Below are 20037 nucleotides of genomic sequence, written 5' to 3' on the forward strand. Positions count from 1 at the left end.
GCGGCATCGTCGTGGCTTGTCGCGCCCGCGCGGCGGTAGCCGCAGATTCAACACAGCCCCGCGCCCCTCAGGGCGCTGTCGTCCCGGTCGCTTTCAAGAACTCCCTCAGGATCCGCTCCCCCGCCAGCACCCCCCGCTCCGGCAGCGCGCTGATCGCCGGGGCGGTGAAGTCGGTGTCGGCCAGTTCGCCGTGCCCCGGGCGCCAGCCCCTGTCGGCGGCCAGCAGCAGGTCGGCGTCGAGCAGGGAGTCACCGGCCGCCAGCGTCAGTTCCGCACCGGTGCGGCGGGCGACCTCGTGCATGGCGGCGCTCTTGGTGAGGGGCTTCGGGACGGCGTAGAGCTTGCGGCCCTGCAAGGACACCGTCCAGCCCCGGTTCTCCGCCCACACCGCGAGCTCCTTCACCCACTCCTCGGGCAGCAGCTCGCGCTCGACGACGAGGTAGGCGAAGAGGTCCTCGGCGATCCGGTGCTTGCGTACCCACGCCGGGGACGCCGTCGCCATCAGGTGGTCCTGCACCTCCGCGAGCGGCGCGCACTGCTCGGCCAGCCGGGCCATGACCTGTGCGTTCCAGTCGGGGTCGGAGACGCCGTCGACGAGCAGGTGGCCGCCGTTGGCGCAGATCGCGTACTTGGGCTCGGGGCCCGGCAGGTTGATGCGCTGGTACTGCTTGCGGGTCCGGGTCGTCGTCGGTACGAAGACCGCCGCGTCGCCGAGGTCGGTCAGCAGCTGGGCCGCGGTCTCGGTCATGTACGACAGCGGCTTGCTCTCGTGCACCTCCACGCACAGCAGCCGGGGCGCCCGCGGGTCCGGCATGGTCAGCGCGAGGGCCGCGGCGGAGTAGATGAGCGTACGGTCGAGGTCGCTCGCCACCAGTACCGGCATCAGACGTTCACCGCCTTGCCGTCGGCACCCGTCGCGCCCCGCGTGTACTTGGGGTGGATCAACCCCACGCAGGTGTACGGCAGTTCGGTGACCTCTTCCACCGGGACCCCTCTCTGTTCGGCCAGCAGACGTACGTGGTCCAGGTCGGCTCCGGCGCCGGCCCTGGCCAGGATCTTCCAGGGCACCCGGCGCAGCAGCACGCGGGTGGTCTCGCCGACGCCGGGCTTGACGAGGTTCACGTCGTGGATGCCGTGCTCCTCGCTGATGCGCTCGACGGCGGCCCAGCCCTCCCAGGTCGGCTCGCGGTCGCCGGACAGCAGCTCCTTGGCCGTCGCCTCGACCGCGTCCACGACCTCCGGGAAACGCGCTGCCACGGCGTCCAGGAAGGCGACGGAGACGTCGACGCCGGCGAGTTCGCGGTAGAACTTCGCGCCGTGGTAGTCGTTCGGGCCGACCAGGTCCGCGCGCAGGACCGTACGCGAAATCAAGCCGGACACCGTGGAGTTGAGGCACGCGGACGGGATGAGGAAGTCCTCGCGGGTGCCGTACGTCCGCACGCACGAGCCCGGGTCTGCCAGTACGGCGATCTCGGGGTCGAAGCCGGTGACGCCGTCGGACTTCTCGAACTCCTCCAGGGCCACGGCGAGTTCGCGGGTGATGGCGCCCTTGCCGGTCCAGCCGTCGACGAAGACGACGTCACGTGGGTCGTGGTGCTGTGCCAGCCATCGCAGGGCGTTGGCGTCGATGCCCCGGCCGCGCACGATCGACACGGCGTAGTGCGGGAGTTCGAGGCCGTGCCGGAACTGGGCCCAGCGGCGCATGAGTACGCCCACGGGGGTGCCGGCGCGGGCGAGCGAGACGAGCACGGGGCGGGGCGACCGCTCGGCGAGCACGAGCTCGGTGACGGCGCCCACGGCCTGTGCCAGTCGCGCCGCCGACTCCTCCAGCGCCGCGTGGAACAGTGCCTGGTACTGCTCGCTCGGCTGGTACTCGACCGGCAGCGACTCGGCGTAGTGCGCGCCGCCGCTCTGGATCGCCTCCTCGCGCTCCTCGGTCGGCGCCTCCAGCGTCACGTCCGAGAGGTCCTGGAGCAGCCAGCCGACCTCCTGAGGGGCGTATGAGGAGAAGGCGGGGCCGCGGAGGGGCTCGGGCAGCATGGTGGATGTGTCTCCAGGAGAAACGGCGAGGTGCGGCGGCTCGGGGACGTACGACGGCACGACCGCGAGCAGGACGTGCGGGGTGTGGGCGGCTAGTTGCGCCAACAGGCCGTCGTCCGCGTGCAGTTCGGGGGTGTCGGCGGCCGAGTCGACGACGGCTATGACGGCGTCGAAGCCGGCGCCCGCGACGTTGTAGGCGTAGCGCTCGCCGGGGCCGTCGGCGGGGTCGTCGTGGGCCGGGAAGACGAGGCGGGTGCGTATCGCGTAGCCGGGGTCGTCGACGGCGAGGACGGGTGAGCGGGTGGTGGTCGAGTAGCGGACCTCCGCGTCGGCGACCTGCTCCAGCTCGCGGGCGAGCCTGAGGGGGGCGTACATCAGCTCCTCGAAACCGAGCACGAGGACGCTCCGCGCGTCAGCCGGGAGCGCCTCTGTGAGGCGGGCTGCCATGGCGGGGAGGGCGGCTTCGAGGCGGGTGCGGTGCGCGGGCGTGAAGCCGTGCCGGCCGCCATCGGGGAGGCGGCGGGGCCAGGCCAGTTCGACACGGGTGACGTGGGGGTGGGTGCGCTCGTCTGCCGGGTGCGGGCCGGTGGGGGCTGGTCGCGCCCACGCGGCGGCAGCCGCAGATTCAACACGGCCCCGCGCCCCTGGGGAGTGGGGCCGGCCGTCGGTTTCAGGACTCGGGGCGAGAGCCTCGGACGCGGGTCCGGCAACGCCGCTGTCCGGGGGCGCGGGGAGCTGCGTGACCGGCCCTGACGGCGCCGCGGACGACAAACCACCCGCCGCGGCACTCTCGGCCTCGAACCGCGCGACCAGCTCCTGCCCCTTCTCCAGCACCCCCTCCGGCAGCCTTACGGTCCCCGAAGCCGCCGCCACCAGATCGACCCGCGCCCCGATCTCCCGCGCGAACTCCTCCAGCCGCCCGGCGTCAGCGGCCGACCTCATGTCGACCAGGGCGACGACCACGTACCTCCGCCGCGGATACCGCGAATGAAGATCCCGGACGGTGTTCAGCACCGTGTTCCCCGTGGAGAACTCGTCGTCGACCAGAACCAGCGGCCCGTCGCCGGCCAGCAGCGCCGGGTCCTCCGGCAGCAGCAAGTGGGACGTGGCGTGCGAGTGGGACTCCTCGAAGCCGCCCGCACGGGCAACCCCGGCGACCGGGCGGCGCGTGGAGTGCAGATACGGGGCGAGACCCACACCGTCGGCGACGGAGTGGCCGAGCCCGGTCGCCGTCTCCGCGTAGCCGAGGACGACCGCCCTGGCGGCCTCCTCGGGGCCCAGAAGGTCCCGCACCCGGCGGCCGAGGGCGAAGCCGGCGCCGTACACCACGGAGGGTGACTGCGGTACGTGCTTGCCGAGCACGTTGGAGACGAGCAGATGTGCCCGCTTGGGGTTGCGGCGCAGGGCCAGCCCCAGCATCCGGGTGAGCCCGTCGTCGCCCACGAGCTGGACTCCGAGCCGTTCGGCGACCCAGCTCCCGGACCAGACCCCGTCGTTCACTGCGTTGTTCATGCGTCCCTTGGTCAGAAGTCGTTCGGCCGGTGGATTGCGGTCGTTCGGCCTGGTCAGGCCGGGATTCCGGCGGCGAGCAGTTCCACGAAGCCGATGTCCTCGTTGGCCACACCAAACACCTCGGCCCGCAGCATGGTCCGCTCGGCCCAGGCTCGGTGCGGCTTCACCTCGTTCATCTTGTTCGTGTACTGCGACCTCAGTACACCCCCGCCGCAGCGCTCGGGCTTCAGGATGTCCTTGGCGTCGCTGAACTCCTCGTGACTGACCACGGACAGTGCGTGCACGGGCAGTACGTGGGACGGGTGGATGCAGGTCTTGCCGAGCAGTCCGTTGGCGTGGTCGAGCGTGATCTCGCGCAGCAGGCCGTCCATGGAGTGCTCGATGAGGGCCTCGCGAAGCTCCTCGGCCTGCCCTTCGAGGAAGGGGCTGCGGCGCAGCTGCGGCTTGAACATACGTTCCTGCACGCGGAAGTACTCCCACACCGGCCCGGTCACCGTGAACCCGGTGCCGTCGGCCCGCCCCAGCATGTTCACCACGTCGGCGATCACGGAGGCGACGATCTGGACGTCGTACGCGGTCATGTCCGGGGCCCGGCGCAGTCCGTACGAGGAGCAGAAGTCGGTGACGCCCAGGCGCAGGGCCAGCACCCGCTCCCGGTACTTGTCGACGGAGCGGAAGATGCCCTCCAGGGTCTCCACGCGTGACTCGCGGTAGAGCAGGGTGGGCGACTCCAGCACCGGCATGGCGAACAGTCGGCGTCCGCTCTCGGCCTCGGCGAGGGCGAGGGCCTCCAGGAAGGGCATGCCGCGCTCTTCGGTGAACTTCGGCAGCACGAATCCGGACAGCAGCCCTACGGCGGGACCGAGCCGGCGTACGAGATCAGGGATCTGCTCGGGCGTACGGACCCGGATGAAGAGCAGCGGCAGGTCCGCGACGCCCTCGCGCCCGGCGAGGTCGGTGAACTGGCGGACCAGGTTCTCCTCGCCCTCCGCCACGTCCTCGTCGTTGATGGAGTCCTCCAGGCACAGCACCATCGAGACCACGCCGCGTCCGGCCTGCTTGACGATGTCGTCGGCGAGCTGCGGCCGGGTGGCGGGACTGTAGAGCGTGGCGCCCAGGGCCGCGGAGAGCAGCCTGGCCGGGGAGTCGGCGGAGAACTCGCACGGCTCCCGGTGGAAGAGGCGCTGCCGCACCTCCGGGGCAATGTGCCCGAAATGACGCATAGAGCTCCCCCGTGGTGACTCTGTGGCCCCTGTGACCGGTTCACAGGTGGCCGGTAATAGTACGTAGATACCCATGTCAGGGGTTCCCGACGGGCATGAATTTCTGGTAACGCGGACAAACACGGGCGCGCACGGCCTGTTCACCCCCCGCGTTGTCGTGACCAGGACGGAGAGGGCAGGATGACCGCATGACGCACGCGATGTTGAAGGGGTCGAACGTCCCGCTCGAAGCCACGACGGTACGCGCCGTGCTGCGCTGGACGCCCGGGCAGGGGGTCCCGGATGTCGATGCCTCGGCACTTCTCCTCGGCCCCGACGGTCGCGTCCGCTCCGACGAGGACTTCGTCTTCTACAACCAGCCCCGGCACCCCTCCGGGCAGGTCTGGCGACTCGGCAAGAAGCGGGGAGCCGAGGGCCTCACCGACACGATCCAGACAGATCTGTCCGGTGTCGAGCCGAGCGTCGGCCAGATTCTGCTGGTCGCTTCGGCGGATGGCGTCGCCTTCGACCGCGTACGGGATCTGCGCATCCTGCTGTACGACGCGGCGGCCACCGACGGTGATCCGCTGGCGTACTTCGACATCAAGCCGGAGACGGGTGAGGAGACGGCCCTGATCTGCGGCGAGCTGTACCGCCGCGGCGAGGGCTGGAAGTTCCGCGCCCTGGGCGAGGGCTATTCGGACGGCCTCAGGGGCCTGGCCACGGACTTCGGCATCTCGGTGGACGAGTCGGAGATGGCCGAGGAGCCCGCGCCGGCCCCCTCGCCGGAGATCTCCCAGCCCCTGCCCCCGGAGCAGCCGACGACGACGGTCCCGCCCCAGCCGTCGTACGGCTATCCCCAGCAGCCCCCGCCGACCCAGCCGGCCTATGGCTACCCCCAGCCGACGAGCCAGCCGGCGATGGCCCAGTCGGGTTACGGCTACCCGCCTCCGGTGACGGCCGTACAGCACCAGGAGTTCAACCTGCCGCCCCAGGGCCCGCAGTTCATCGGACGGTGACGGGGGCGCCCCGTCAGGGGCGCCGCCACACCGCACAAGGGCCCGAGCCGGGGTGCGACTACTTCTCCGCCTTCGTCTTGTAGCCGCGCCCCCACTGCAAACCCCACCCGAACAACCGATCCAGCTCGGCCTGGAAGCCGTAGACGAACTTGACCTCCCGGCGAACCCAGATCTCCCCCTTCACGTTCTCGATCATCACCACCGCACAGGACCGGGCCTGCGGGTGCCGCTCGTCGAGGCCTATCTCGATACGGGGCCCGTTGCTCGGATACAGGGTGACGATCGCGTGCGTACGGTCGAAGGCAGGCGTCTGGTCGTAGATGTACACGAAGACCAGCAGCCGCTTTATGTTCTCCCGGTGGTCGAGGTTGACGTAGATCGTCTCCCCGGACGCCGAACCGAACCGGTCGTCCCCGCTGAGCTTCACGTACGGCGGGGCGTTGACGTCGCCGAGGAATCCGCCCAGCGGCTGGACGACGCCCTTCGTCCCGTCGGTGAGCTCGTACAGCGCCCCGAGGTCGAGGTCGACGTTGACCATGCTCTGGCTGTGCCCGAGCACCTCCGGCGGCTTGAGCGCCTTGAAGGGGTGCCGCAGCAGACTCTCCCGCTGCGACCCGCCGATGTCGGACGTGCGCATGCGCCACGTCAGGTTGATGCGCAGATGCCCCGTGGCAGCGCCCTGCTTGGTGAGCGAGACGCGATCGTGCCGCTTCGTCAGCTCGATCGAGTTCGACGACGCGCTGCCCGAGTCGAACTCGGCCGCCCGCCCCCGCCAGAGTCCGTCCAAGAAGCCCATTCCGCCCCCACGTCCCGCTAAGCCCCGCGTTCATTTGGAAAAACCGACGGGGCGGCCGGACGTCCGGCCGCCCCGTCGAGAGCGTTCCTCACCCGCAGGGGTGTCACACCCCGGACGAGACCTCAGTCTTCTCGTCCGATCCCTCGGCCTTTCCCTCCGCCGCCGCCAGCGCGCGGTTGCGGCGGACGGAGGACCAGAAGGAGGCACCGATCAGGACCACACCGATCAGGCCGGTGATGATCTCGTTGATCTCGTACTGGATGGTGACCAGCAGGATCATGGCGAGCGCGCCGATGGCGTAGTGCGCGCCGTGCTCCAGGTAGACGTAGTCGTCGAGGGTGCCCTGGCGGACCAGGTACACGGTCAGCGACCGGACGTACATCGCGCCGATACCGAGGCCCAGGGCCATCAGGACGATGTCGTTGGTGATGGCGAAGGCGCCGATCACGCCGTCGAAGGAGAAGGACGCGTCCAGGACCTCGAGGTAGAGGAACATGAAGAAGGCGGCCTTGCCCGCCAGGGCGACGGCGGAGCGGGGCTTGCCGGTGCGCTCGGCCTCTTCCTCCGCCTCGTGCTCGCGTTCCTCCTCCTCTTCGAGCTTGTCCTCGAAGAAGCCGGAGAGACCACCCACGATCATGTAGGTGATCAGGCCGCCGATGCCGGAGAGCAGGACCGTCTCCGCCTTGTCGACGTGCGCGCCGCCGTGCTGGTGGGCGTTGGCCGCGAAGGTCAGCGCGGAGATCAGCAGGACGATCAGCGCGATGCAGACCGACAGCATGTCGATCTTGCCGAGCTTGGCCAGCGGGCGCTCCAGCCAGCCGAGCCACTTGATGTCCCGGTCCTCGAAGATGAAGTCCAGGAAGATCATCAGCAGGAACATGCCACCGAACGCGGCGATCGCCGGGTGGGCGTCGGTGACGAGCTCCTGGTAGCGGTCCTTGTCGCTGAGCGCGAGGTCGACTGCCTCGATCGGGCCCAGCGAGGCACTGATCGCGACGATGACGACGGGGAAGACCAGTCGCATACCGAAGACGGCGATCAGGATGCCGATGGTGAGGAAGATCTTCTGCCAGAAGGCATTCATCTTCTTCAGAATTCCGGCGTTGACCACCGCGTTGTCGAAGGACAGCGAGATCTCGAGGACGGAGAGGATCGCCACGATGCCGAGGGCGGTCCACCCCCCGAAGAGGACCGCTGCAACGAGGCCGAGCGCGGTGACCGCGAACGACCAGCCGAAGGTTTTCAGAACCACTGGCTACCCAATCCCTGTGTGTACGGGTCCGACCCGCGCACTCGGCTTTACGAAACTTTGAACCGAAGTCTAGTCGGCCACCCTTCGTACCCCACCGGGGCCCGGCTTTTGCTCATATCGCGTTATGAGACGTTGACCCCGAAGTCGAGCGCGATGCCCCGGAGTCCGGACGCGTACCCCTGTCCCACCGCTCGGAACTTCCACTCCCCCTGGTAGCGATAGACCTCGCCGAAGATCATCGCGGTCTCGGTGGAGGCGTCCTCGCTCAGGTCGTAGCGGGCGAGTTCCTGGCCGTCGGCCTGGTTCACCACGCGGATGAAGGCATTGCTGACCTGGCCGAAGGTCTGGCCGCGATCGTCGGCCATATGGATCGAGACAGGAAAGACGATCTTGTCGCATTGGGCCGGCACCTTGGAAAGGTCGATCAGGAGCGACTCGTCGTCGCCGTCACCCTCGCCGGTGAGGTTGTCCCCGGTGTGTTCCACCGAGCCGTCCGGGCTCTTGAGCTGGTTGTAGAAGACGAACCACTCATCGCCCAGCACTCGTCCGCTGCTGCACACCAGTGCGCTGGCGTCGAGGTCGAAGGGGGCTCCGGTGGTGGAGCGCGCGTCCCAGCCGAGCCCGATCATCACCTGGGTGAGATTGGGTGCGGCCTTGGACAGGGAGACGTTTCCTCCCTTGGCGAGCGTGACGCCCATGATGCTGGTCCTCCCCGCGTGATGCTTGTTTGGTTGTCCTGCGCATCCGGCGCCGCACCCAAACGGGAGCGGCGCCGGACTCAGCCAGTGGTGTCCTGAACGGTCACCTCCGATGTCGAACTCAGACGTTCACACCGAAGTCCTGCGCGATACCGCGCAGACCCGACGCGTAGCCCTGGCCGATGGCGCGGAACTTCCACTCCGCACCGTGCCGGTACAGTTCGCCGAAGACCATCGCGGTCTCGGTGGACGCGTCCTCCGAGAGGTCGTAGCGCGCGATCTCGGCGCCGCCGGCCTGGTTGACGACGCGGATGAACGCGTTGCGCACCTGCCCGAAGGACTGCTGACGGTTCTCGGCGTCGTAGATCGACACCGGGAAGACGATCTTCTCGACGTCCGCCGGGACGCCGACGAGGTTGATCTTGATCTGCTCGTCGTCGCCCTCGCCCTCACCGGTGAGGTTGTCGCCGGTGTGTTCGACCGAGCCGTCGGCGCTCTTGAGGTTGTTGAAGAACACGAAGTTGGCGTCGCTGGCGACCTTGCCCTCCGCGTTCGTCAGCAGCGCGCTGGCGTCGAGGTCGAAGTCGGTGCCGGTCGTGGTGCGGATGTCCCACCCCAGACCGACGATGACCGCAGTGAGGCCCGGGGCCTCCTTGCTCAGTGATACGTTGCCGCCCTTGCTGAGGCTGACTCCCACGAGTCCTCCATTGGTTTCCAGGGGCGGGGAGCCCCGCCGTGCGTTTGATATCGGATCAACGAGTCGATCCTAGTAACGGGTTCCCGTGGCTTGCATGCCTTGGTACCGAAGAATCACGGGTGTCGGTCACCAGAGGGACCGGACGGGATCAGAGGGTGTCGAGCGCCTTGACGTACTCGCTCAGGTCGCGCGCGTCCGGCAGGGCGTTGACGACGGTCCAGCGGACCACGCCCTCCTTGTCGATGACGAAGGTGCCGCGCACCGCGCAGCCCTTGTCCTCGGCGAAGACACCGTAGGCACGGCTGACCTCGCCGTGCGGCCAGAAGTCGCTGAGCAGCGGGTACTCCAGGCCCTCCTGCTCGGCGAAGACGCGCAGGGTGTGGATGGAGTCGTTGGAGACGGCGAGGACCTGCGTGTCGCGGTCGGCGAACTGCGGCAGGTTGTCGCGCACCTCGCACAGCTCACCGGTGCACACACCGGTGAAGGCGAAGGGGTAGAAGAGCAGGACGACGTTCTTGGAACCGCGGAAGTCGGAGAGCTTCACGGTCGCGCCGTGGTTGTCCTTGAGCTCGAAGTCGGGGGCCTTGTCGCCGACCTGGATCGCCATCGTCGTGAATGTCCCTTCGGTGAGGCTGTTCGGGTGGCATCCACCCTACGCAGCGATCTCCGGGGCACACGCATGAGCCGGGCTGGACTTTGCAGTCCAGCCCGGCAAGGTGGGCCCGTACGGCGGTCGTCTCAGCCGTGGGTCACTTCGATTCGGCTACTTCTTGGACTTCGCGGCCTTGGGCGTCACCAGCCGGCTGCCACTCCAGTCCTTGCCGACGCTGACGCTCTTGGACGCCGACAGACCCGCTGTGGTCGACGCTTCAGAGATGTCGCTGGGCTCCACGTAGCCATCACGGCCGGTCTTGGGCGTGAGGAGCAGGATCGAGCCGCCTTCTTCGATGTACGTGGTGGCGTCCACCAGCGCATCCGTCAGGTCGCCGTCCTCGTCGCGGAACCACAGCACCACGGCATCGGCGACGTCGTCGTAGTCCTCGTCCACGAGTTCGCTGCCGACGACTTCCTCAATGGACTCGCGGAGTTCCTGGTCTACGTCCTCGTCGTAGCCGATCTCCTGGACCACCTGCTCGGGCTGGAACCCCAGCCTGACGGCAGGGTTCGTCCGCTCCTCCGCGTGGTCCGCGGTCGCGCTCACGGGTTGCCTCCTGATCATGTCTTGGGAATAACTCAGCCACGCGCGTGCGCGAAGCATTGGCCGTAGTCCACACGGGCGGGGCGGATCGCGCAAGTACCCGGCCGTTCAGACCGCCGAAACGGTGACGTTCCTGAACGTGTCACCGCAACTCCAGGCACGCCACCATCGTCTCAAGGTGACGCGCACCACACCAATCTGCCCCCTTTGTGCGTTTGGGAACCATCCATGGTCACTCCGCCGTTCACCAGGCCCCGGGTTACCTCACAGTAGAGATGACGTTTGGCGCCCCGAGGTACACGATGGGGAGCGGTGCAGACCCTGAGAAAAACGGCCCTCTGACAGGTAAGGAACAGCGTGGCTTCCGGATCAGATCGCAACCCGATCATCATTGGCGGCCTTCCGAGTCAGGTTCCTGACTTCGATCCCGAGGAAACCCAGGAGTGGCTCGACTCCCTCGACGCCGCCGTGGACGAGCGCGGCCGGGAGCGGGCCCGCTATCTGATGCTGCGGCTGATCGAGCGGGCCCGCGAGAAGCGCGTGGCCGTGCCCGAGATGCGCAGCACGGACTACGTCAACACGATCGCCACCAAGGACGAGCCGTTCTTCCCGGGCAACGAGGAGATCGAGCGCAAGATCCTCAACGCGACCCGGTGGAACGCCGCGGTCATGGTGTCCAGGGCCCAGCGCCCCGGCATCGGCGTCGGCGGTCACATCGCCACGTTCGCCTCCTCGGCCTCCCTCTACGACGTGGGCTTCAACCACTTCTTCCGCGGCAAGGACGAGGGCGACGGCGGCGACCAGGTCTTCTTCCAGGGCCACGCCTCCCCGGGCATCTACGCGCGCGCGTTCCTGCTGGACCGCCTCAGCGAGCAGAACCTCGACGCCTTCCGGCAGGAGAAGTCGAAGGCGCGCCACGGCCTGTCCAGCTACCCGCACCCGCGGTCGATGCCGGACTTCTGGGAGTTCCCGACCGTGTCCATGGGCCTCGGCCCGATCGGCGCGATCTACCAGGCGCGGATGAACCGCTACATGGAGGCGCGCGGCATCGCGGACACCTCCAAGTCGCAGGTGTGGGCATTCCTGGGCGACGGCGAGATGGACGAGCCGGAGTCGCTCGGCCAGCTGTCCATCGCCGCGCGCGAGGGCCTGGACAACCTCACCTTCGTGGTGAACTGCAACCTGCAGCGCCTCGACGGGCCGGTACGGGGCAACGGCAAGGTCATCCAGGAGCTGGAGTCGATCTTCCGAGGCGCCGGCTGGAACGTCATCAAGCTGATCTGGGACCGCACCTGGGACCCGCTGCTCGCGCAGGACCGCGACGGCCTCCTGGTCAACCGGATGAACACCACGCCGGACGGCCAGTTCCAGACGTACGCCACCGAGACCGGCGCCTACATCCGCGACCACTTCTTCGGCGACGACCAGCGGCTGCGCGCGATGGTCGAGGGCATGACCGACGACCAGATCCTGCACCTGGGCCGCGGCGGTCACGACCACAGGAAGGTCTTCGCGGCGTTCTCGGCGGCCAAGGCGCACAAGGGCCAGCCCACGGTGATCCTGGCCAAGACGATCAAGGGCTGGACGCTGGGTCCCAACTTCGAGGGCCGCAACGCCACGCACCAGATGAAGAAGCTGACGGTCGACGACCTCAAGCGCTTCCGTGACCGCCTGCACCTGCCGATCGCGGACAAGGACCTGGAGAGCGGGCTCCCGCCGTACTACCACCCGGGGCGGGACTCCGAGGAGATCCAGTACATGCACGACCGCCGCAAGGGGCTCGGCGGGTACGTCCCGACGCGTGTCGTGCGGTCGAAGCCGCTGGCTCTGCCGGACGACAAGACGTACGCGACCGTGAAGAAGGGCTCGGGTCATCAGTCGATCGCGACGACCATGGCCTTTGTCCGTCTCCTCAAGGACCTCATGCGGGACAAGGAGCTCGGCAAGCGTTTCGTGCTGATCGCGCCGGACGAGTACCGCACGTTCGGCATGGACTCGTTCTTCCCGAGCGCGAAGATCTACAACCCGCTCGGCCAGCAGTACGAGGCGGTCGACCGCGATCTGCTGCTCGCCTACAAGGAGTCGCCGCAGGGCCAGATGCTGCACGACGGCATCTCCGAGGCGGGCTGCACGGCCTCGCTGATCGCGGCGGGTTCGGCTTACGCCACGCACGGCGAGCCGCTGATCCCGGTGTACGTCTTCTACTCGATGTTCGGATTCCAGCGCACCGGCGACCAGTTCTGGCAGATGGCCGACCAGCTGGCGCGCGGGTTCGTGCTGGGTGCGACCGCCGGCCGTACGACCCTGACCGGTGAGGGTCTCCAGCACGCCGACGGCCACTCGCAGCTGCTCGCCTCCACGAACCCGGGCTGTGTCGCGTACGACCCGGCGTACTCGTACGAGATCGCGCACATCGTGCAGGACGGGCTGCGCCGGATGTACGGCGGGGACGCCGAACACCCGCACGGCGAGGACGTCTTCTACTACCTGACCGTCTACAACGAGCCGATCCAGCACCCGGCCGAGCCGGAGAACGTGGACGTCGAGGGCATCCTCAAGGGCGTCCACCGCATCAGCGAGGGCCCTTCGGGGTCGATCCCGGCGCAGATCATGGCGTCCGGTGTGGCGGTCCCCTGGGCGGTCGAGGCGCAGAAGCTCCTGGCCGAGGAGTGGAACGTCAAGGCCGACGTGTGGTCGGCGACCTCATGGAACGAGCTGCGCCGCGAGGCCGTGGAGTGCGAGGAGCACAACCTGCTGCACCCGGAGGAGGAGCAGCGGGTTCCGTGGGTGACGCGGAAACTGAGCGGCGCCGAGGGGCCTTTCGTGGCCGTTTCCGACTGGATGCGGGCGGTGCCGGACCAGATCGCGCGGTGGGTGCCGGGGACGTACCAGTCGCTGGGTGCGGACGGGTTCGGCTTCGCGGACACCCGCGGTGCGGCCCGGCGCTTCTTCCACATCGACGCGCAGTCGATCGTGGTGGGAGTGCTCACCGAGCTGGCCAAGGAGGGGAAGGTGGACCGGTCGGTGCTGAAGCAGGCGATCGACCGCTACCAGCTGCTCGATGTGTCGGCGGCGGACCCGGGGGCCGCGGGCGGCGACGCGTAGCGTCCGTCAACTGCTCGATGGGGTGGTGTGCCCGTGGGTGACCTGCGGGCACACCGCCCCTTCACATTTCCTACGATGCGGCCATGAAGCGACCGCTCGCGCAAGTCCGTTGGGAACGGTTCACCCAGCGACCCCTTTTCGCCCTCGCCCTGGCCTTTGCCGTGGCCTATGCCGTACCGATCGTCTCGCCCGACGCGGGGCGGGACGTGGTGGACGTGTGCCTCGCGGTGGAGTGGGTGGTGTGGGGCGCGTTCGCGGTGGACTACGTGGTCCGGCTCGGGCTCGCGGAGCGGCGCGGGGAGTTCGTGCGGTCGCACTGGCTCGATCTGTGCGCGGTGCTGCTGCCGCTGATACAGCCGCTTCGGCTGCTGCGGCTCGTGTCGACGCTGCTGTTGGTGGGGCAGCGGGCGCGGATGGCTTCGCAGATACGGCTGACCACGTATGTCGCCGGGGCGGTGGTCGGGCTGCTGATGTTCGGGTCGCTGGCGGTGCTGTCCGTGGAGCGGGACTCGCCGGACGGGAACATCAAGACGCTGGGTGACGCCGTGTGGTGGTCGTTCACCACCATGACGACGGTCGGGTACGGGGACCATGCGCCGACCACCGGGGTGGGGCGGATGCTCGCGGTGGGGCTGATGCTGTCCGGGATCGCCCTGCTGGGTGTCGTGACCGCGAACATCGCCGCGTGGTTCATAGCGCGGTTCGAGAAGGACGACGTGGAGGAGCGGCGGCAGACAGAGGCGATACGGGTGCTGACGGAGGAGGTTCGGGCGCTGCGGGCGGAAGTCGCTTCGCTGTCGGGGGCGACTGTGCCGGGGCAGGTCGCGGAGGAGCAGCCTCGTTGACTGGGGGCCGGGGTTGGGGCTCGCCCGCGGCGGCGGAACCGAGGCCGTCGGCTCCGGTTGCTGGGGAGCAGCCCCGTTTCGGCCGACGGCCCGGCGTCGAGGCTCACGCTGGGTCGGCACGCTCGCCCGCGCAGCCCCGGCGGCACGACTGCCCGCAGTTGGGTTGGGCGAAGCGGGTCCGGCACGGTTACCCGCAGCCAGGTGAGCACGGTGCCCGCGACCGCGTCGACGCAGGGGGCGCGGCCTTTGTCCGCAGCAGGTGCCGCAGCCACACCGGCACGACGACTACCCGCCCCCAGGAGGACACGGTGCCCGCGACCGCGTCGACGCAGGGGACGCGACCGTATCCACAGCAGGTGCCGCAGCCACACCGGCACGACGGCTACCCGGAGCCAGGTGGGACCCGACACTCGTGGCCGCATCGGCAGCTCGGCGCAGGCGCCCGCGGGCGTGCGGGGTCTGCTTCCCGGCCGCATCCGGGGCACGATCACTCGTAGCTATGTGGGCCCGGCGCGCGTACGTGCAGCCGCGCCGGCGCCCCCGGCCGACTCACAGGGTTGCCCGCAGTCGGCCCGGGCGCCTTCGCCCGCGGCTGTGTCAGAAGAAGCCGTTGCCCGGTGTCGCCGTCCCCGCCAGCCACAGGATGGCCAGCAGGGTGTCGATGGCGCCCAGGACCACGGCGATCAGGGCGGGGACAGGGCGGGCTCCTGACCAGGTGCGGCCCATGGCCAGCCAGCCGCAGATGATGGCTGCCGGGCCGAGGATGAGGCCCAGTACGAAGAAACCGGCGACCGCGCAGATGGTTCCTACGATCCCCAGAGTCGCGCGATCCGGCCCGGTCCGTGACCACGTCCGGCCACGTGAGCGGGGGTGCCTGCGCGTTCCGTGCGAGAAGCCCGCCATCGTCAACTCCCTGATTCGGCGTTCGACTTGGCGAGTACCCACGGTGCGCGGCTCATGCCTGCGCGTCGGGCCTGTGGCGCGCCGACCCCCTCCGGCAGCGCGCCGCAGGCCCTGGCTTGACCCACTGTGACCTGCACGCTTGCCGGAGGGGAAGGATCTTCGGCGGAGTCACCCTGATAGGCGAACTCCGCCGGAATCCCGTCAGATGTGGGCCGCGCCCGCACCCGCTTCCGCGTTCTCGCCCCGCTTGGTGAGGAACGCCACGAAGACCGCGACGACCGCCACGCCCGCGGCGACCAGGGACGCCAGGCTCATGCCCGAGATGAACGTGTCGTGCGCGACGTCCGTGATCTTCGCGGCGATGGCGTCCGGCGTGCCGGGAGCCAGCGGCGGCACGCCGACCTGGACCGCCTCCGAGGCCTGGGCCTCCTGGGCCGCGGTGAGCGGCGGCAGTCCCGCGGAGGTCCAGTTGCCGGCGAGGTCGCTGTCGACCTTGGAGGCCATGACGGCGCCCAGGACGGCCGTACCGAGGCTGCCGCCGATCTGCATCGCGGCCTGCTGGAGACCGCCGGCCACACCGGACAGCTCCATGGGCGCGTTGCCGACGATGACCTCCGTGGCGCCGACCATGACCGGCGCGAGGCCGAGGCCGAGCAGGGCGAACCAGACCGACATGATGCCGCTGCCGGTGTCCGTCTCCAGCGTGGACATGCCGTACATGGCGATCGCGGTGAGCGCCATGCCGCCGGCCAGCGGAACACGCGGACCGAACTTGGTGATCATCGCGCCCGCGAGCGGCGAGCCGACGATCATCATGCCCGTGAGGGGGAGGAGGTGGAGACCGGCGTCGATGGGGCTCATGCCATGGACGTTCTGCAGGTAGAACGTCACGAAGAACAGGCCGCCCATGAACGCGATGGCCATCAGGACCATCAGCACGACACCCGCGGAGAGCGGGACCGAGCGGAACAGGGCGAGCGGGATCAGCGGCTCCTTGACCCGTGTCTCCCAGAACGCGAAGAGCGCGAAGCCCACGACCGACCCGGCGATGAACAGCCACGTCTGACCGGCGCCCCAGCCCCACTCCGGGGCCTTGATCAGGGCCCAGACCAGGGAGAACATCGCCGCCGAGAGCAGGGCTATGCCGAGGATGTCGAAGGAGCGCGGCGCCTTCTCGGCACGGTGGTCCAGGAGGATCACGACGCCCAGTACGACGGCGAGGATGCCGACCGGCACGTTGATGAAGAACACCGACTGCCAGTTGACGTGCTCCACCAGGACGCCGCCGAGGATCGGGCCGCCGGCGGTGGAGGCACCGATGACCATGCCCCAGATGCCGATGGCCATGTTGAGCTTCTCGGCCGGGAACGTCGCCCGCAGCAGGCCGAGCGCGGCCGGCATCAGCAGCGCGCCGAACAGGCCCTGGAAGACACGGAACGTGACGACCGCCCCGATGCTGCTGGACAGCCCGATCGCACCGGAGGCGGCGGCGAAGCCGACCACGCCGATCAGGAAGGTCTGCCGGTGCCCGAACCGGTCACCGAGCTTGCCGGCGGTGATCAGGGCGACCGCGAGGGCGAGGAAGTAACCGTTGGTGATCCACTGCACCTGGGCGAAGGTGGCGCCGAGGTCCTTCTGGATGGCCGGGTTGGCGATGGCCACGATGGTGCCGTCCAGGGCCACCATCATGACCCCGACCGCGACGGTGATGAGGGTGAACCAAGGGTGGCCTCGCAGCCCCTTGGCCGGCGTCGCATCCGACGGGGCTACTGGCGCCTGGTCCCCCGGCCCCGTCGTTTTGATGGTGGTCTGACTAGTCATGCGTTCGAGGCTAATGACAGCCACTGACAATTGACAAACCAATTCACAAGTCGGTTACTGACACGTATGGAAACACTGCGCGAACGCAAGAAGCAGCGCACCCGGGAAGCACTGCTGCGTACCGCGCTGGAGCTCTTCACCACCCAGGGTTACGAGCACACCACCGTCGACGACATCGCGGCGGCCGTCGATGTGTCGCAGCGCACGTTCTTCCGCTACTTCGCCGGCAAGGAGGAGGCCGCCCTCGCCCTTCAGGACATGACGGTGGCGCACTTCCTGGAGGCGGTGCGCGAGCGCCCGCCGCACGAGGCCCCGATGGAGGCGCTGCGCCAGGCCGTGCTGGAGGGCTGGGACACGCTCAACGAGGTGATCGAGGCCGTCGTACCCGTCGAGCTGTATCTGCGGATGTACCAGGTGATCGAGTCGACACCCGTCCTGCTCGCCGCGCATCTGCGCCGTTCGGTGGAGATCGAGGAGGCGATCGCTCGCATCCTCGCCGAGCGCGAGGGGGTCGACCTCGACACCGATCCGCGACCGCGGCTGGCGGTGGCCGTGTTCGGTGGTGTGATGCGGCTGACGGAGCGTCAGTGGAGCACCGGGGAGGACTTCAGCCTGGACGCCATGCGGGCACTGACCGTCTCATATCTCGAACAGGTCGGCCCGGCACTCAGCGAGAGCTGGCGAACACGCTGAGGTCATCGGCCCGTTAACGCCGTCTTGATCGAAACGTGATACCTATCACTTGGTTAACGCGAGACCCTCTCGTTCTCCTAGTGTGTCCTCCCAGTGACTTCCTTCGACACGACCCCGCAACTCAACGTCTGGCGCGCGCTGCTCGCACTGGCCGTGGTGTTCGTGATGCTGGCGACCACCGGCTGGACCGCCCTGCGCCACCACCGCAGCGCCGCGCCGCTGCAGGCCTCGATCAGCGCCTGGGAGCACGGCAGCATCGCCGGACACTCCCTGCCGGACGCCGACTCCTCCCCCACGAAGCTCGCCCGGTTCTTCGCCTCGCTCACCGATGTGCAGCGCGCCGGCCTCGTCAAGCGCTATCCGCTCGCCGTCGGCAACATGAACGGCGCGCCGGTCGAGCTGCGCTACAGCGCCAACCGGGTCGCGCTCGACCAGGCCCGCAAGGTCGAGCGCAAGCGCATGCACGACGAACGGCTCACGCCCTCCGGTCAGCGCGAGGCGGGCCGCCGTATGGACCGCTTCGAGGCGATGATGGAGGCGGACCGGCACATCCTCGCCTTCGACCCGGACGGGGCGGGACGCGTCGCGGAGGTGTTCGGCGATCTGCCCAAGGCCGAGCGGATCTCGGTCGTCGTCCCCGGCGTCGACACCGACGTGCTCACCTTCCAGCGCACCGACACCAGCCGCAAGTACTCCGCACCGGTCGGCATGGCGCAGTCCCTGTACGCGACCGAGCGCGAGATCAGCCCCGCGACGCGTACGGCCGTGATCGCCTGGGCCGACTACACCTCGCCCGGCGGACTCGGCATCGAGTCGGCGACCGCGATGCGGGCGCAGAGCGGGGCCGTACGTCTGAACGCGCTGGTGCGCGGCCTGCCCGGCAGCTCGCCGGTCTCCCTCTTCTGCCACAGCTACGGCTCGGTGCTGTGCGGCCTCGCCGCGCCCGAGCTGCCGAATCGAGTGGCCGACATAGCGGTGGCCGGCAGCCCCGGCATGCGGGTCGCGAAGGCATCCCACCTGCGCACGTCCGCCCATGTGTGGGCGATGCGGGACGCGGACGACTGGGTCCAGGACGTGCCGTATCTCGAGGTCGGCGGGCTGGGGCACGGCGAGGACCCGGTGTCGTCGGCGTTCGGGGCGCGCGTGCTGTCGGCGCGCGAGGCGAAGGGACACGGCGGCTACTTCGAGCCGGGTACGGACAGTGTGGCGAACTTCGCCGAGATCGGAGTTGGCGCATATGACTCCGTACAGTGCGCGGACGATGCCGAGGCCTGTCGGGTGGGTTTGTCCGACACGGCGTCGGCCGGACGCGCGTAGAAACACAGGAATTGCGGTCTGCGCGGGGTGGCGACGGAGGAGCACGTGCCGCATACGATGAGCCGCATGGGTGACGTACTGGCCGGATTTCATGCTGCCTGGGAGTTCGAGTCCGACTCCGTGCTCATCCGTTACGAACGTGGCATTCGAACACCCAAGCTCTTCCAGGCGCTTGGGGAACGGCGGGTGCCGCTGGAGGCGATCGCCGGAGTGACGCTGACGCCGGGCAGGCGCGGGACGGTCGTGCTGCGCGTCGAACTGCGGCCCGGTGCCGATCCGTTGATGGAGGCGGCGGCCGGGCAGCTCAAGGAAGGCGGCGATCCGTATCGGCTGGTGCTGCCTGCCGAGCGGGAGACGCTGGCCGAGTACTACGCCGACGAGTTGCGGGCGCAGCTGAAGGCGTCGGGCGCGGCGGACGAGTTCCTCGTGGGCGCGCCGGATGTGCCGTTGTCGTTCAAGGCGTACGACGGGAAGGCGTCCTTCGACGGTGAGAACGTGCGCTTCCGGTGGTTCTGGACGGGGGCCTCGTCGGCGAAGTGGAAGGCGGGGGATCAGAGCTTCGCCGTCGCCGAGTTGAGCGGCGTCGAGTGGCGGTCGCCGGAAGTCTTCGAGGGGCACCTGCGGTTGCTGCGACGGGACTCCGTGGACGACCGGCCGGCGCAGGTCGATCATGATCCGGCGGCTGTGGTGTTCGGGTTGGGGTATGGGCCGGTGCATGAGTCGTTGCCGTTCGCCGCGGCGGTGTTGTCGGCGGTGCGGGATCGCGCCGCGGGAGGTGCCGCTGTCCCGGCAGCGGCTGTGCCGCGCCGGGATCCCGCCGACATCGCCGAGCGGATCCGTCACCTCGGGGAGTTGCATCAGGCCGGGCTGGTGACGGATGAGGAGTTCTCGTCCAAGAAGGCCGAGTTGTTGGCGGAGTTGTAGGGCTGACTCGTCTGC

The 20037-nt window shown here is 69.0% G+C and carries 17 protein-coding genes; 6 read left to right on the forward strand and 11 right to left on the reverse strand.

What is annotated here, in order from left to right; all coding sequences use genetic code 11:
* Window positions 1-67 precede the first annotated feature (67 nt).
* From ACZ7M7_RS03525 to ACZ7M7_RS03535, 3 genes are read right to left on the reverse strand one after another with little or no spacing between them, the layout of a single operon-like run.
* Window positions 68-883: an HAD family hydrolase gene (locus ACZ7M7_RS03525; protein ID WP_383595803.1), complete on the reverse strand. Its 816-nt coding sequence runs from the start codon at window positions 881-883 to the stop codon at window positions 68-70.
* On the reverse strand, window positions 883-3552 hold the full coding sequence (locus ACZ7M7_RS03530) for a phosphoribosyltransferase (protein ID WP_472112392.1): 2670 nt from the start codon (window positions 3550-3552) through the stop codon (window positions 883-885). Before ACZ7M7_RS03530 ends, ACZ7M7_RS03525 begins: the two co-directional genes overlap by 1 nt.
* Before the next feature lie 53 nt (window positions 3553-3605).
* On the reverse strand, window positions 3606-4775 hold the full coding sequence (locus ACZ7M7_RS03535; RefSeq protein ID WP_472112396.1) for an HpcH/HpaI aldolase/citrate lyase family protein: 1170 nt from the start codon (window positions 4773-4775) through the stop codon (window positions 3606-3608).
* Window positions 4776-4963: 188 nt separating this feature from the next.
* On the opposite strand from ACZ7M7_RS03535, the gene ACZ7M7_RS03540 reads away from it, so the two are divergent.
* Window positions 4964-5773, forward strand: coding sequence for a TerD family protein (locus ACZ7M7_RS03540; protein WP_472112399.1), 810 nt, complete (start codon window positions 4964-4966; stop codon window positions 5771-5773).
* Window positions 5774-5831: 58 nt separating this feature from the next.
* On the opposite strand, the gene ACZ7M7_RS03545 is transcribed toward ACZ7M7_RS03540, so the two are convergent.
* The 6 genes from ACZ7M7_RS03545 to ACZ7M7_RS03570 form a co-directional block, all read right to left on the reverse strand.
* Window positions 5832-6569: a TerD family protein gene (locus tag ACZ7M7_RS03545; protein ID WP_383595792.1), complete on the reverse strand. Its 738-nt coding sequence runs from the start codon at window positions 6567-6569 to the stop codon at window positions 5832-5834.
* 103 nt (window positions 6570-6672) lie between these two features.
* The gene (locus ACZ7M7_RS03550; protein WP_472112402.1) at window positions 6673-7821 is read right to left on the reverse strand and encodes a DUF475 domain-containing protein; all 1149 of its coding nucleotides are present in this window, start codon (window positions 7819-7821) and stop codon (window positions 6673-6675) included.
* Between the two features lie 122 nt (window positions 7822-7943).
* Window positions 7944-8519 (reverse strand): TerD family protein, encoded by a 576-nt coding sequence (locus tag ACZ7M7_RS03555; protein ID WP_383595789.1) that lies wholly within the window; start codon window positions 8517-8519, stop codon window positions 7944-7946.
* 121 nt (window positions 8520-8640) lie between these two features.
* On the reverse strand, window positions 8641-9216 hold the full coding sequence (locus ACZ7M7_RS03560) for a TerD family protein (protein WP_383595787.1): 576 nt from the start codon (window positions 9214-9216) through the stop codon (window positions 8641-8643).
* Between the two features lie 148 nt (window positions 9217-9364).
* Window positions 9365-9823: a peroxiredoxin gene (locus ACZ7M7_RS03565; RefSeq protein WP_328428044.1), complete on the reverse strand. Its 459-nt coding sequence runs from the start codon at window positions 9821-9823 to the stop codon at window positions 9365-9367.
* 156 nt (window positions 9824-9979) lie between these two features.
* Window positions 9980-10417 (reverse strand): DUF3052 domain-containing protein, encoded by a 438-nt coding sequence (locus tag ACZ7M7_RS03570; protein ID WP_328428043.1) that lies wholly within the window; start codon window positions 10415-10417, stop codon window positions 9980-9982.
* Between the two features lie 354 nt (window positions 10418-10771).
* On the opposite strand from ACZ7M7_RS03570, the gene aceE reads away from it, so the two are divergent.
* Window positions 10772-13519 carry a pyruvate dehydrogenase (acetyl-transferring), homodimeric type gene (gene aceE, locus ACZ7M7_RS03575; protein ID WP_472112406.1) on the forward strand — a complete coding sequence of 916 codons (2748 nt, stop codon included), beginning with the start codon at window positions 10772-10774 and terminating at the stop codon, window positions 13517-13519.
* A gap of 83 nt (window positions 13520-13602) precedes the next feature.
* On the forward strand, window positions 13603-14364 hold the full coding sequence (locus tag ACZ7M7_RS03580) for a potassium channel family protein (RefSeq protein WP_451167085.1): 762 nt from the start codon (window positions 13603-13605) through the stop codon (window positions 14362-14364).
* A gap of 597 nt (window positions 14365-14961) precedes the next feature.
* Here the strand turns inward: ACZ7M7_RS03580 and ACZ7M7_RS03585 are convergent.
* Both ACZ7M7_RS03585 and ACZ7M7_RS03590 read right to left on the reverse strand, forming a co-directional pair.
* Window positions 14962-15267: a small hydrophobic protein gene (locus ACZ7M7_RS03585; RefSeq protein ID WP_328428040.1), complete on the reverse strand. Its 306-nt coding sequence runs from the start codon at window positions 15265-15267 to the stop codon at window positions 14962-14964.
* Between the two features lie 201 nt (window positions 15268-15468).
* Window positions 15469-17088, reverse strand: a complete 1620-nt coding sequence (locus tag ACZ7M7_RS03590) for an MFS transporter (protein WP_472112410.1) — start codon at window positions 17086-17088, stop codon at window positions 15469-15471.
* Window positions 17089-17154: 66 nt separating this feature from the next.
* Here ACZ7M7_RS03590 and ACZ7M7_RS03595 point away from each other — a divergent pair, with 66 nt between their 5' ends.
* From ACZ7M7_RS03595 to ACZ7M7_RS03605, 3 genes are all read left to right on the forward strand, one after another.
* Window positions 17155-17781, forward strand: coding sequence for a TetR family transcriptional regulator (locus ACZ7M7_RS03595; protein ID WP_383595773.1), 627 nt, complete (start codon window positions 17155-17157; stop codon window positions 17779-17781).
* Window positions 17782-17874: 93 nt separating this feature from the next.
* Window positions 17875-19098, forward strand: coding sequence for an alpha/beta hydrolase (locus ACZ7M7_RS03600; protein WP_472112414.1), 1224 nt, complete (start codon window positions 17875-17877; stop codon window positions 19096-19098).
* A 57-nt stretch (window positions 19099-19155) separates the two neighbouring features.
* Window positions 19156-20022 carry a DUF4429 domain-containing protein gene (locus ACZ7M7_RS03605; protein WP_383597610.1) on the forward strand — a complete coding sequence of 289 codons (867 nt, stop codon included), beginning with the start codon at window positions 19156-19158 and terminating at the stop codon, window positions 20020-20022.
* Window positions 20023-20037: the final 15 nt, after the last annotated feature.

This window comes from Streptomyces sp. NPDC111606 (assembly GCF_055656945.1).

Excerpts from the sequence above, each read along its gene's own strand:
- ACZ7M7_RS03525 (WP_383595803.1), bottom strand. The coding sequence starts at position 883 with ATGCCGGTACTGGTGGCGAGCGACCTCGACCGTACGCTCATCTACTCC.
- ACZ7M7_RS03530 (WP_472112392.1), bottom strand. The coding sequence starts at position 3,552 with ATGAACAACGCAGTGAACGACGGGGTCTGGTCCGGGAGCTGGGTCGCC.
- ACZ7M7_RS03535 (WP_472112396.1), bottom strand. The coding sequence starts at position 4,775 with ATGCGTCATTTCGGGCACATTGCCCCGGAGGTGCGGCAGCGCCTCTTC.
- ACZ7M7_RS03540 (WP_472112399.1), top strand. The coding sequence starts at position 4,964 with ATGACGCACGCGATGTTGAAGGGGTCGAACGTCCCGCTCGAAGCCACG.
- ACZ7M7_RS03545 (WP_383595792.1), bottom strand. The coding sequence starts at position 6,569 with ATGGGCTTCTTGGACGGACTCTGGCGGGGGCGGGCGGCCGAGTTCGAC.
- ACZ7M7_RS03555 (WP_383595789.1), bottom strand. The coding sequence starts at position 8,519 with ATGGGCGTCACGCTCGCCAAGGGAGGAAACGTCTCCCTGTCCAAGGCC.
- ACZ7M7_RS03565 (WP_328428044.1), bottom strand. The coding sequence starts at position 9,823 with ATGGCGATCCAGGTCGGCGACAAGGCCCCCGACTTCGAGCTCAAGGAC.
- ACZ7M7_RS03580 (WP_451167085.1), top strand. The coding sequence starts at position 13,603 with ATGAAGCGACCGCTCGCGCAAGTCCGTTGGGAACGGTTCACCCAGCGA.
- ACZ7M7_RS03585 (WP_328428040.1), bottom strand. The coding sequence starts at position 15,267 with ATGGCGGGCTTCTCGCACGGAACGCGCAGGCACCCCCGCTCACGTGGC.
- ACZ7M7_RS03590 (WP_472112410.1), bottom strand. The coding sequence starts at position 17,088 with ATGACTAGTCAGACCACCATCAAAACGACGGGGCCGGGGGACCAGGCG.
- ACZ7M7_RS03595 (WP_383595773.1), top strand. The coding sequence starts at position 17,155 with ATGGAAACACTGCGCGAACGCAAGAAGCAGCGCACCCGGGAAGCACTG.
- ACZ7M7_RS03605 (WP_383597610.1), top strand. The coding sequence starts at position 19,156 with ATGAGCCGCATGGGTGACGTACTGGCCGGATTTCATGCTGCCTGGGAG.